Raw genomic sequence first — 12,233 nt, forward strand, 5'->3', positions numbered from 1 at the left:
TAAGTAGAGAGTCCTAACTAAACGTAGCTCTGGAACCTAGAAAGCTCGGTATACCGTTCTCAGGACATCGTTTAATTCAGGTTACCCACTTATAGCGTTCCTACGTGATTTGTGAAAAAGATGAGTTGTGAAACGTGCGCCCCACGGGGCGCACGTTTCACAATCCAAATAGGATTGCTATATGGAGTAATTCTAATCAATGATTTCACTTGCATAGGAGGAGATCTATCGATCGAAGCCATCGATACTTTTACTGATATTCTTGATGCTTAAATCGAGTTTCTCCTTTTGCCTCCGATAAAACACGGATTGATCAATAAACTCTGTTTCAGGGAAAACGCTTGCTTGTTCATTTTGCCTCTACGGAACGTATAAGTCTGTTCGCGTCTTTCTAATTCTCTATTGAAGACATTGCTCAAAATTTGCTAAACCCGTAGTAGAAACAACATCCCAACTCAAAAACGGATGCGCCCATGTTCCTCGAAGGAACCGTTCAAAAGGAGGTCAAGTGGAATATCTGTACCATCCGGGTGACGTTATTGGCGATCGCTACGAAATCGTTAAACCGCTCGGCAAGGGCGGCATGGGGGTTACCTATGAAGCCAAAGACCGTTCCAGTCAGCAAATGGTTGCCATCAAAGCCATTTCTCTGCAACAAATTACCGATTGGAAAACCCTAGACCTGTTTGAGCGAGAGGCCAAAATCCTCTCCCATCTCGATCATCCAGCCATTCCGGATTACATTGACTATTTCAATATCGATACGCCCAATGATCGACAGTTCTTTTTAGTGCGTGAGCTAATTTTGGGTAGCCCCTTGTCAGACTTGATGGATACAGGTTGGCGAGCGAATGAAGACATCGTCAAAAATATTGCAACTCAAATTTTGGAGGTGCTGATTTACCTCCACGAACTAGCGCCGCCCGTGATCCATCGCGATATCAAACCGCAAAATATTATTCGTAAAGCCGATGGTCAGGTGGTGCTTGTGGATTTTGGCTCAGTTCAGGATGCCTACCGAGCCACGATGAGTAAAGGGAGTACCTTTGTCGGCACCTTGGGGTATATGCCCCCAGAGCAGTTTCGAGGGCAGGTGGTTCCAGCGTCGGATCTCTATGCTCTTGGTGCAACGATCGTATATTTACTGACTGGACGACCGCCCGATGAGTTGCCTCAAGTCCGCCTAAAGTTAGATATCCGCCTCTTGCTCCAAACAACACCCGCATTCACCCTATGGCTGGAGCAGATGTTAGAACCCGCCGTGGAAGATCGGTTTCGAACCGCACGGGATGCCCTTGCGGCGTTAAAACAAGAAACCGTTCTCCCTGCGGTTGTTTCTCCTGGCAAACTCACCAAGCCCCACGGTAGCCGTATTGTGCTCAAGCGATCGCGCGATCGCCTCTCGATTGTGATTCCACCGTCAGGGCTGCGCTCCGAAAACGTAGGCATTCTATTCTTCGCTCTTTTCTGGAATGCCTTTATCCTGGTATGGACGATTGGAGCGGCAGCGGGATCCGTCTTTTTTGCGTTGTTCTCGATTCCTTTCTGGATCGTCGGTTTGGGAATGTTAGCAGGAGGAGTACTGGCGATCGGGACTCGGTTTCAACTCACCATGGACTGGAAGAAGTTCCGCTTAGAGTGGAGTTTGTTGGGTCTCAAACGGGTTCGTGAGGGATATGTCAAGAATTTGCTCGGCGCAGAGGTCAACACCAATCCAGACTTCAAAGTGAACGATCGCCCCGTGGTTACGTGTATTCTGCGGGAGGGGGTTCGGAAACATCACTTCGGACATACCATTGACTCCACCGAGCGAGAATGGCTGGTTTACGAAATTACGGATTTCTTGAATCAAACTCGTCGGTGATACCCCTCTAAATCTGGGTGAATTCAGGTGTACGCTGGATTCAGACGCCACTCTCTGAAGGATACCGATTTATGGCAACGACGATCCGCCAATTGATCCGCTACAAGCAACAGGGCAAAACAATCGTTGCACTCACCGCTTGGGACTACCTCACGGCGCAAATTTTAGATCAGGCGGGTACGGATCTGATCCTGGTGGGAGATTCGTTGGCGATGGTGGCGTTAGGATACGACACTACGTTGCCGCTAACCCTAGATGACATCATTCACCATGCGAAGGCGGTGCGACGGGGGGTGAAGCAGGCGCTTTTGGTCGTCGATCTGCCGTTTTTAAGCTATCAGGTGAGTCCCCAAGAGGCGATCGCTTCCGCTGGACGAGTGATGAAGGAAACCGGAGCCGAAGCCATCAAGTTAGAAGGGGGCAATCCGGCGATGGCCGATACGGTGCAGCGGCTCGTACAGGTCGGGATTCCAGTATTAGGCCATGTAGGACTCACCCCCCAGTCGGTGCGCCAGCTCGGAGGCTATCGTCAGCAGGGCAACACCCCGGAATCGGGCGATCGCATTTTGCAAGAGGCGATCGCGCTCGAACAAGCCGGAGCGTTTGGCGTTGTACTCGAACACATTCCCCACGACCTGGCGTATGCCATTACCCAGAAGATCTCTGTTCCCACCATTGGTATTGGTGCCGGGGTTCACTGCGATGGGCAAGTGTTGGTTACAGCGGATCTACTCGGACTCTCCGACTGGCAACCTCCCTTTGCCAAGGTCTATGCTCGCCTGCGTGAACAGGGGATTCAGGCGGTACAGCAGTTTGCCCAAGAGGTGCGCGATCGCCAGTTTCCACCCAAGCGCTAAACGGCAAAAGCGGGATTCTTAAACAGAACCCCGCTTCTAAAAAGCATGATGGCGAACAATTATCCAGGAATCATTTGTAAAACGAGCGATCGCTTATCAAAGGATTGCACCTTTCCAGCTTCGCCTAGGTCAGTTACGACCCTCTCTAGCAATTCAGTGGCGCGATCGCGGTGCTGGTGCTCTCGGCCTCGCAAGCGAATCTGAAATTTGACCGAATCTCCCTTCCCTAGCCACTGTACAGCCCGGTTGATGCGTAAGCTGTAGTCTGACTCGCCAATATTTGGACGGAGCTTTACTTCCTTCACCGTTGTCCGCGCACTTTGGCTCTGTCGTTTCTTCTGCTGATACTGGTGCTTACCGTAGTCCAGAATCTTAGCAACAGGGGTTTCTTTGTTCTCTGATACGACAACTAGATCCAGCCCTGCTTCCTCTGCTAGTCGCAAAGCTTCGCGCGTATCTATTAATCCACGATTTTGGTTTTCTTGGTCGATCAGCAGTACCTGGGGCGATCGAATTTGGCGATTAATCAGTTGTTTTTTAGCAGCGATAACAGTACCCTCTCAAAAACTCTACAGTTAAAAACAGTACACAATACTAGGGTAACGCCTAAATGCGACTCCCATGTCTAGCTGGGGAATGAAAATAGTCATCCGCCTTGAATCTTAATGAAAATCACGAATTGTACAAGCTAGCCACATAGTCTCCATAGCCGTTGTAAACCAGGGTTGGACGTTCTTCCCAACTGAAATCGGTGGTATCACCAACAAAGCGTTCCTGGGCTTGCGACCAGCGAGGATGGGGAACAGCAGGATCAACGTTGGACTCAAACTTGTATTCGTAGCCGTTGATGGTGTTCCAGTAGGTTGCAGGCTGCGTGTCTACAAATTCAATTTTGACGATCGATTTTGCGCCCTTGAATCCATACTTCCAGGGTACGACCATGCGGATGGGCGCACCGTGCTGCTTGGGTAGGGTCTGACCGTAGGCTCCTACGGCAAAGAAGGCCAGCTCATTCGCCATTTCCTCAATCCGTAAGCCTTCCGTATACGGCCAGGGCAGAGATCCTAAATGGAAGCTGGGGCCTGTCGTAATTTTGGGGTCGTAGAAGGAGGTAAAGCGCACAAATTTAGCGGCAGACGTCGGTTCTACATCTTCGATAATGCGACGCATCGGAAACCCGATCCAGGGAATCACCATGGACCATGCTTCGACGCATCGGAATCGATAAATTCGCTCTTCTAGCGGAAAGCGTTTGGTCAGGTCGTCTAGGTCGTAGGTTTTGGGCGTGTTCACCAAGCCACTAACTTCAACTTTCCAATCGTCTGTCGGCAAGGCTTGGGCGGCTTCCCAAATGGATTTGGTTCCGCCGAATTCGTAAAAGTTGTTGTAGGTTGCGGCAAGGAGGCGCGTCGTGATCGGACGATCGACCTCGGCAAAGTCTGGATTGACTTGAAAGTTCAGATCTGCAATGTCCCCTAGTACCTCACGTCCATCTGCGGTGGTATTTGCTTTGCATCCCATCAATGGCAAGATGGTGGCACCCACTCCAATGCTTGTGGCTGTTTTTAGAAACTTGCGCCGATTAAAGAACACCGCTTCGGGAGTGATTGTTCGTTCATCAATCTGCCACGAAGGAGGAATCCGAATGAATGCCATGGTTATGCGCTAACTCCTAACTCCTTTTTTAGTCTACTGAGTTTCCTTGGAGTGGGGCGATCGCTCCCGAACTTAAAAACCTCCTAGCGTGCGAAATTTCCAACCGTTCGTTTCCCTATGGCAGATGGGATTGAAATCTAGGACGTGGTTCTAGCTTTTAGTGCCTGATTTCAGCCCCTCACCCCTTTGCTTCATTCCCCCTCTACCCCCTTTTTACAGACTTTATGACTCTATGGCTGTCTGTTGGTTATTCGGTGCAGGTTGCGTTTGACCTGCCGTTCTTTTGTCTAGGACAACTGACGAAACACCCCATTCAGGATCCGGTGGCGGTTTTCCTGGTCATCATGGGGATTATGCTAGTGGCTCCCCTTTTATTTGAGAGTCTACGGCTACCGGGCATTATTGGCTTAATCTTGGCAGGCGTTGTGGTTGGCCCCTATGGCTTAGGGCTTTTAGAGCGGGATAGCACGATTCAACTTCTCGGTACTGTTGGCCTGTTATTCCTGATGTTTCTGGGCGGGCTAGAAACAAGCCTGGATGATCTCAAGAAAAATGCGCGATCGGCCATTTTTTTTGGAATGGCAACGTTCCTGCTGCCGATGGGTATTGGCACGGTGGCTATGCTGGCAGTCGGAAGTTCATGGTTGGCCGCGATCTTAATTGCGTCCTGTTTTGCGTCCCATACCCTAGTCGCGTTGCCGATCTTGTCGAAATTAGGCGTTATGAGGAATCCGGTCGTGACCTCCACCTTGGGCGGCACGCTCATCACCAATGTTCTAGCGTTGCTGGTGTTAGCGATCGTCGTCAAAGCGAATCAAGGGGACTTGACCCTCAGTTTTTGGTTATTCCTAATTCCGTCATTAGCCGTTTATACGTTTGCAACGCTGTGGGGAGTGCCCAAACTGGGTCGCTGGTTTTTCCATAAGTTTGGGCATGATGAGCGGGCGGAATTTATGTTCGTGCTGGCGGCTCTATTCGTAGTGTCCTATCTGGCGAGCCTGATTGAAATTGAACCGATTGTCGGCGCGTTCTTGGCGGGAGTCGCAATCACGCAGATTATTCCACAACTGAGTCCCCTGATGAACCGGATTCAGTTTATTGGCAATACCCTATTTGTTCCTTTCTTTTTAATCTCCGTGGGGATGTTAGTTGACCCGCTGATCTTGATTAAACAACCCCAGTCTCTCGTACTGGCAGTGGTCATGATTGGGGCAGAGTTTGTAAGCAAATTCCTGGCGGCATGGGTTTCGGGACGGGTGTTTGGGTGGCGCATGGCTGGGGTGTTAGTGGCGTTTGGGTTGTCAGTTGCTCAGGCGGCATCGACGTTGGCGGCGATCACCGTGGCCTTTAACATTCAGCTTGTGGATGAACTGGTCGTCAATGACATCATTGCGATGATTATGGTGAGCTGTATTGCCTCGCCATGGATTACGGAGTATGGAGGAAGTCGCCTGAAACCGCAGGTTAGCCAGGATGGACAAAGTTCAACCCGGATTACGGCAGCCGAAAACGTGCAGCGGATGGCACAGCGGGTGATGGTTCCGGTGGCGAATCCCAGTACGGAAGATAACTTGCTGGAACTGGCCATCATGATCACGAAACAGGCAAAGGGAACGTTATTGCCACTCAATGTGTTGTCCGATCGCGGCGACGAAATTACCCCAGCGGCAAGGTTACAGCAGCGCCAACTCCTAGATTTTGCTGTTAACTTAGCTCACTCCGTCGTCGTCAACGTAGAACCGATTAGGCGAGTGGATGACTCGATTGATTTAGGCATTGTGCGGGCGGGGCAGGAGCATGATGCGACGCTGGTGATTTGTGGATGGAAGGGATTTTCGACCTACACGGAAAACTTTTTTGGCAGCGTATTGGATAATGTCACGCGGTTGAGCAAAACCCCTGTGCTAATTGCTCGGTTTGCGGCTCCGATCGCCAACACACGCCGTATTGTTCTAGCCCTTTCGGAATACGATGCGCCGGATTATCAAATCCAGACGTTACAACTGGCAAAAATCTTGATGGAGCAACTGAAGGCACCGCTGTTTATTTTGCAGGTGGGGCAGGACGTTCAGCTTACGCCTGAAGCGTTGCGATCGCAGGGTTTTGATGGGTCTGTACGTCTTGTCTCGGAACCGGGTAATTTTGTGCGGCGAGTATCGGAGGAATTAGTGTTTGATGATTTATTGATCCTCATTGCAGGCCAAACTCGGTTAGGTCAGCCTGTGGTCGGTCGGCAACCAGAAGCGATCGCCCGTAGCAACCCGAAAACATCAATGCTGATTGTGCATTTCCCTGAGTAAGGAAACCCCGTCAAAAACCAGATTTAAATGGTGGATCTTAAGTTATTCTTAATGCAAACCTAGCGTTTGATGACATTTTGGTTGCTGAATGCAGCATGGAAAATTCCGGTTCAAGATGTCATGTTCCAAAACATCGATTGCATCTGATGTAAAGCCGCCTATGGTTGATCCAATGGACAATATCGCAAAACAAGCTCGTCAGGGCAGTGTTGCTGCGATTATTCAGGTTCTAAACGATAAACTGGCAGATTCTGGCGTGAGAACACGGGCTGTGTTCGAAAAGGGAATCCTGCAACTTTTGTGCGAGGCTCCAACGCCAGAGCAATTGGAACAGGAATCGTTGGTTGAGCAGCTACGTCAAATTTTAGAATCTATCAGTCCGCGCAGTATTCGGCGGGTCAAAATTAACAGCCGGATCGTACGAGAGCAGCAGCTCCTTTGGTTAGAGGAAATTAACCGCGATCCAGAAGGACAACTGCTGTGGTCTCAGGATATTACGCTGAAGCAACCGAATCCTGTGCGACGTTTTGTGGAGGATTGGCGCGATCGCGACCTTGCGGCAATTTCCACACCGACCAAACCTACTAAACGCTCTGATAAGCAAATTTTTTGGCGGGGGATCATCGGTGGTGCAAGCTTAAGCCTACTCGCCCTTTTACTGCTGTGGGTGCTTAATGATTGGCTAAACCTGCAACTGGGGCAACGCTTTCAGCGGGCGATCGCCGATACAGAAGAATCCGCTCCATCTGCTAGTTCCATCCCGACCGAGACTCCGGCAGTAAGCCCTGCTCCCGCCGATGAAGACCCGTTTGTGTTGGCTGTTCGCCTCGCTGAGCAAGCCTCTCAGCAGGGTAAAACGGCTCAGTCGGCGGCGGATTGGTTAGATTTGGCAAGTCGGTGGCAGCGAGCCTCGGATTTAATGGCTCAGGTTCCACCAGAGGATCCCCGGTATCCCACGGCACAAGATCGGACAAATTTGTACGCTCAGTTTAGTGCGGAGGCGCTAAAACAAGCTCAGACGGAGCCTGCTCCTGAAACGCCCTAGGGCACAAGTCATCAAGGCTAATCATTTCTTGAAAGCCTTCGTGCTAGTTGACTAATAAAAACTTAGTCAGTCAACTAGGTCGTCTTGAGACTTGGCAACCGTGATAAACCATCGGAAACAAACTGACTTTTCGACTGTGCTACCACGTTGCAACCAAATCCATAGGGTAGATTTCCATCCGATAAACGAGAGACCCGCACATAGTAGTAACCGGGACTCTCCGTTTCAATGCCCACTGTCTTGGCATTCGCATTCGCTTGGAAACTCGCGACACGGGTTCCCTTCCCTTTGCTTTGGTAATTAGCTTTGAAGAATACATCAAACTTCCCTTGTCCCAGATTAAACGCCCCTGCAAAGTTTAAAAATGAACTCTTAAACGCTTTCCCAATGGTGCGAAATACAAACCAATTCGATTTCTCTGTTAAATCGAGGGTATGCCCAGCGCTAACTAGGCCGCCAGGATAGAGATTTCCAGTGAATGTAGCTAATTTATAGCTACTACCGCCATCGGTATAAATTTGAGAGCGCGACATCACACATCAACCTCCGCAACAAGACTCACCTGAGTCACTGCTTAATTTCAAAAGCTGGATTTCAGTCAACTCCTTAAGCTATCTAACAGACTTAGACTTGATGAGTATTATTACTTGCAGTGATTCAGCGTCGCTGAATAGTCGCTGAATTTATTACGAATCAACGCACATAGAAATATTCTGCAATCTCAGGTGCGCTCAGTTGAGATCGCATCCCCAACTTCAGCCCAATTCCTGAAACAAATTGCTCAGATACACGTCATGACTGAGAAAATGTCCCTAGGGCAAAACATCCTCAGTCACTCTAAATCACCATCCCTCCTGAATTATGTTGCACTTCATCTCGATTCCCGTACGACTCGTTTGGCGTCGCTGGTTTTACGGTCTAATGTCGGTCGTTGTCGCTCTCGGCATTGTTGTGGGCACTCCCCAAGCAGGTCAGGCCATTTCTTGGGTGGATTTGATTTTGCGCGGTATTCAAGTCATCCAGCTATCGAGCTTGTCGGACAGCCAAGAGGTCTCCCTAGGAGAACAAATCAACGAACAGTTGGTCAATAGCGAATTTCAGCTCTATAACAACAGGGATGTAAGAGAGTATGTGGATGAGGTTGGCCAACGCCTGGTTCCCGACAGCACTCGTCCAGATATTCCGTATGTATTTCAAGTAGTGCGGGATGATTCGGTCAACGCCTTTGCAACGATGGGCGGTTATGTGTACGTCACCACGGGTCTATTGAAAGCTGCTGACAATGAGGCTGAATTGGCTGGAGTGTTGGGTCACGAAATTGGCCACATTGCGGCGCGTCATTCGGTCAAGCAAATGCGTGAACTGGCGATCGCCCAAGGCATTGCAACTGCTGCAGGACTGGATACGAATACGGCGGTAGCCATCGGGGTTGAACTGGCACTCCGGCGACCCCATAGCCGAGAAGCTGAATTTGAGGCGGATCAGCTCGGCTTGGAAAATATGCGGCAAAGTGGCTATGCGCCGGTTGCGATGGTGACGTTTATGGAAAAGTTGCTGGGTGGGGGTTCCATTCCCGCATTCTTAAGCACCCACCCCGCAACCTCGGATCGAATTGAAGCCCTGAACACCATGATCGACGTCGATACGGCATCGGCAGGGGAAGGCTTAAATGAGTCCAACTATCGTTCTCGGATTAGCGCTTTGCTGTAGGTTCAGAGTTCGGGTGTTGCTGGGGGTGCGCTATGGGAAAACCCATGCGCTCTAGCCCCTGGAGTAAGCGTTCTGCCTCCTGTGCATTATGTAACTGGTAAAGCTGGATCGCGTCTTGGAAGGCATTGAGTCCCTCCTCCACACGCCCCAACTTTAATAACGCAACGCCCAAATTTTGGTGCGCTTGGGCATAGGCTGGATTGAGCGCGATCGCCTGCTGATAGTGTTCAACGGCTTGGGTAAGGTTGCCTTGGGCTTTGAGCGCCATGCCTAGGTTGTAATGGGCGATCGCAAACTGGGGGGCAATTTTGATCGCTTGCTCATACAGCGATTGTGCGCCTGCCCAGTCTCCCGTGTTTTGGCGGAGGGTGCCCAGGTTAACCAATGCGCCTAATTTCAGCGTTGGCAAAATGGGCTGGGCAATCGCCTGCTGGTAATGACTCGCGGCCTGCGGCAGATGCTTCTGGCGGGTATAGGCAATCCCTAAGTGGTAGTGCAGTTCGTATTGAACCGAGGGATCAATGGAGGAGGCTTTTAATCCTCGTTCCAGTAGTTCCACACCATGCTGCATCCGTCCCATATCCACGTACAGTGCCCCTAGCTTACTGCACACGTAAGGATCACCGGGGTGAGTCACCAAAAACCGCTCCATCGTCAACCGTGCCTTTTCCTGCTTGTTGCGGCTGGCGATCGCTCCAGGCGCATACCCATAGTGGAAAATGGCGACCTCCGGTAACGATACGATTTTCCAGTGAGGGTCTCGCTGCATCAGTCCGGCTACACTATCGTCCACCATCGCATGGTAGGGTCGCGAAAAGCGAATCTCAGGATGCTTGCGGAATAGGCGCGATACGAGGGAATAGGGAGACTGCACTGCCCCAATTTCCTGGCGTACCAGATTCACCACCAAATGATCATCAACGGCCATGCTGTCTCGTAGCCTGGGGGCGATCGCCGGGTTCAGCCGCTCATCGGCATCGAGGACTAAAACCCAATCTCCCGTCGCGTAGGTTAAAGAAACATTCCGGGCGATCGCAAAATCATCGCACCATTCAAAGCTGTACACGTCTGCGCCAAGCGATCGCGCCAAATCTGGCGTGCCGTCCGTAGAGCCTGTATCCAGCACCACCATTTCATCGACCACATCGCGTACACTGGCTAAACAATCAGCGAGATTGTCGATTTCATTTTTGACCAAAATACAGCAGCTAAGGCGCATCGCATCCATCCTGAAATCTTGCTCAACTCCCCGCTGTTCATTGGGGAAGAGAGTCATTCTATTCACCCTTTTATCCTATCGAACGGTCGTAGCGTACAACTGCTCAACGGATGACATTCGGAACAAGGTTTGGCATGGTAGAGAAGGTTAGACTGTATCATACCCGGACTCTATGGATACTCTATCCTCTGTCAGAACCCAGATTCAGCGAGGCTTTCAAGCAACTTGGGGGCTTTGGCTAGGGGTTGCCATCATCGCTCCCATTGGGTTAGGGGTTTGGGCTGTTTCGACCTTAATGCAATTACCAGAGCCCCTCAATTGCAACACTTCCACGGCATCCGACTCTGGCTCGGCCAGATTTTACTGTGCGCAAACGGTGGCGGAAGAGGAATCGGTTGATAGTCTGCAACAGGCGATTCAAATGATGAACGCCCTTCCTAAAGGCCATCCGCTGCGGACTGAGGGCGATCGCCTGATTGAAGAATGGTCTCTCAAAATCTTGGCGATCGCAGAAACCGAGTTCCAAAACGGCAATCTAGACGAGGCGATTTCCATTGCCCGCAAAATTCCAGGTCGAGTCCCTGCGTCCAGACTTGCCAATGACGCGGTTGAGCAGTGGGAAAGCATTTGGAGTGATGCAGAAGCGATATATGAAGCTGCCGAGCGATCGCTCCAGGACGATCGGTGGCAAGCTGCCCTTGCAGAAGCACGGGATCTCGTGCGGATTGAAAATCGCTACTGGGCATCGACTCAATATATGGCTCTGCTCAACGAAATCCAGATGAAGAAGGAAAGTAGTGAACTCGCCGCCAAGCAGGACGCCGAACGTAAGGCTAAACAGCGCGATCGCTCCACCGCAAACACCGCAGACGACGTTCTCACGCAATGGGAACAGGAACGCGCTCAAGAGGATGCAACTCGCCTTTCTAGGGCGCGATCGTTCGCGAGTGCCGGAACAGTCGAAGGCTTAGAAAATGCTATTTCTGAAGCACGCGGCGTCGTTTGGGGCACGGAACAATACGAGGAAGCCCAAGCCCTTATCCAAGACTGGCAGCGTCAGGCGGAGATGTTAGAGGATCAACCCTACCTTGACCGAGCAAGAACCCTAGCCAGTCAAGGGGATATCGATTCTCTCCGTGCCGCCATTCAAGAAGCACGGCAGATTCCCAGCTACCGCACGCTTTACACAGAAGCACAAGCCAACATCGAAGCTTGGAGCAATGAAATTGAGCAGATCACCATGCAACAAACCTCGTCCCCTCCCGTGCCTGTACAAGCCCCATCCAGGCGAAATTCAGCTCCAGAGGCAGATGCTATTCCAACTCCCCCATCGGCAAGAGAGTTATTTAATTTGGACAACTCTGATGGTTCAGGTGACTAAATGATTCGGATCACGAATAAGTAAAAAACCTCCAGGACACGCGCCGGAGGTCTCCATAAATTGTTACGCCAGGATGTTTCTAAGATAAACAACAGAGGTTAAGAACTGGCTAATGGGGTATTATTCTTACAAAGATTTCTGAACTAAGCTCGACTTTATCCAATCAGGCGGCATGGCAGAGTAACTCGGTCCAGGTGTCGA

Annotated in this window: 10 protein-coding genes; 6 read left to right on the forward strand and 4 right to left on the reverse strand. The window is 50.7% G+C overall.

Features of this window, described 5'->3' with window-relative positions:
* Nucleotides 1-508: 508 nt before the first annotated feature.
* Complete coding sequence (locus IGR76_15465) at nucleotides 509-1,864, forward strand: serine/threonine protein kinase (GenBank protein ID MBF2079871.1); 1,356 nt, start codon at nucleotides 509-511, stop codon at nucleotides 1,862-1,864.
* A 71-nt stretch (nucleotides 1,865-1,935) separates the two neighbouring features.
* Nucleotides 1,936-2,721 (forward strand): 3-methyl-2-oxobutanoate hydroxymethyltransferase, encoded by a 786-nt coding sequence (panB, locus tag IGR76_15470; GenBank protein ID MBF2079872.1) that lies wholly within the window; start codon nucleotides 1,936-1,938, stop codon nucleotides 2,719-2,721.
* 59 nt (nucleotides 2,722-2,780) lie between these two features.
* Here the strand turns inward: panB and IGR76_15475 are convergent, their stop codons facing one another.
* Nucleotides 2,781-3,269 (reverse strand): translation initiation factor IF-3, encoded by a 489-nt coding sequence (locus IGR76_15475; GenBank protein MBF2079873.1) that lies wholly within the window; start codon nucleotides 3,267-3,269, stop codon nucleotides 2,781-2,783.
* A gap of 124 nt (nucleotides 3,270-3,393) precedes the next feature.
* Complete coding sequence (gene msrP, locus IGR76_15480) at nucleotides 3,394-4,377, reverse strand: protein-methionine-sulfoxide reductase catalytic subunit MsrP (GenBank protein ID MBF2079874.1); 984 nt, start codon at nucleotides 4,375-4,377, stop codon at nucleotides 3,394-3,396.
* 224 nt (nucleotides 4,378-4,601) lie between these two features.
* Here msrP and IGR76_15485 point away from each other — a divergent pair, with 224 nt between their 5' ends.
* Complete coding sequence (locus IGR76_15485; protein MBF2079875.1) at nucleotides 4,602-6,677, forward strand: cation:proton antiporter; 2,076 nt, start codon at nucleotides 4,602-4,604, stop codon at nucleotides 6,675-6,677.
* A gap of 160 nt (nucleotides 6,678-6,837) precedes the next feature.
* On the forward strand, nucleotides 6,838-7,722 hold the full coding sequence (locus IGR76_15490) for a hypothetical protein (GenBank protein ID MBF2079876.1): 885 nt from the start codon (nucleotides 6,838-6,840) through the stop codon (nucleotides 7,720-7,722).
* A 74-nt stretch (nucleotides 7,723-7,796) separates the two neighbouring features.
* On the opposite strand, the gene IGR76_15495 is transcribed toward IGR76_15490, so the two are convergent.
* The gene (locus tag IGR76_15495) at nucleotides 7,797-8,255 is read right to left on the reverse strand and encodes a hypothetical protein (protein MBF2079877.1); all 459 of its coding nucleotides are present in this window, start codon (nucleotides 8,253-8,255) and stop codon (nucleotides 7,797-7,799) included.
* Between the two features lie 328 nt (nucleotides 8,256-8,583).
* On the opposite strand from IGR76_15495, the gene IGR76_15500 reads away from it, so the two are divergent.
* Nucleotides 8,584-9,432: a M48 family metalloprotease gene (locus tag IGR76_15500; GenBank protein MBF2079878.1), complete on the forward strand. Its 849-nt coding sequence runs from the start codon at nucleotides 8,584-8,586 to the stop codon at nucleotides 9,430-9,432.
* On the opposite strand, the gene IGR76_15505 is transcribed toward IGR76_15500, so the two are convergent.
* On the reverse strand, nucleotides 9,416-10,651 hold the full coding sequence (locus tag IGR76_15505; protein MBF2079879.1) for a tetratricopeptide repeat protein: 1,236 nt from the start codon (nucleotides 10,649-10,651) through the stop codon (nucleotides 9,416-9,418). The two genes, IGR76_15500 and IGR76_15505, sit on opposite strands and share 17 nt — an antisense overlap.
* Before the next feature lie 172 nt (nucleotides 10,652-10,823).
* Here IGR76_15505 and IGR76_15510 point away from each other — a divergent pair, with 172 nt between their 5' ends.
* Nucleotides 10,824-12,032: a hypothetical protein gene (locus IGR76_15510; protein ID MBF2079880.1), complete on the forward strand. Its 1,209-nt coding sequence runs from the start codon at nucleotides 10,824-10,826 to the stop codon at nucleotides 12,030-12,032.
* The last annotated feature ends 201 nt before the right edge of the window (nucleotides 12,033-12,233 follow it).

This window comes from Synechococcales cyanobacterium T60_A2020_003, from assembly GCA_015272205.1.
Taxonomy (GTDB): domain Bacteria; phylum Cyanobacteriota; class Cyanobacteriia; order RECH01; family RECH01; genus JACYMB01.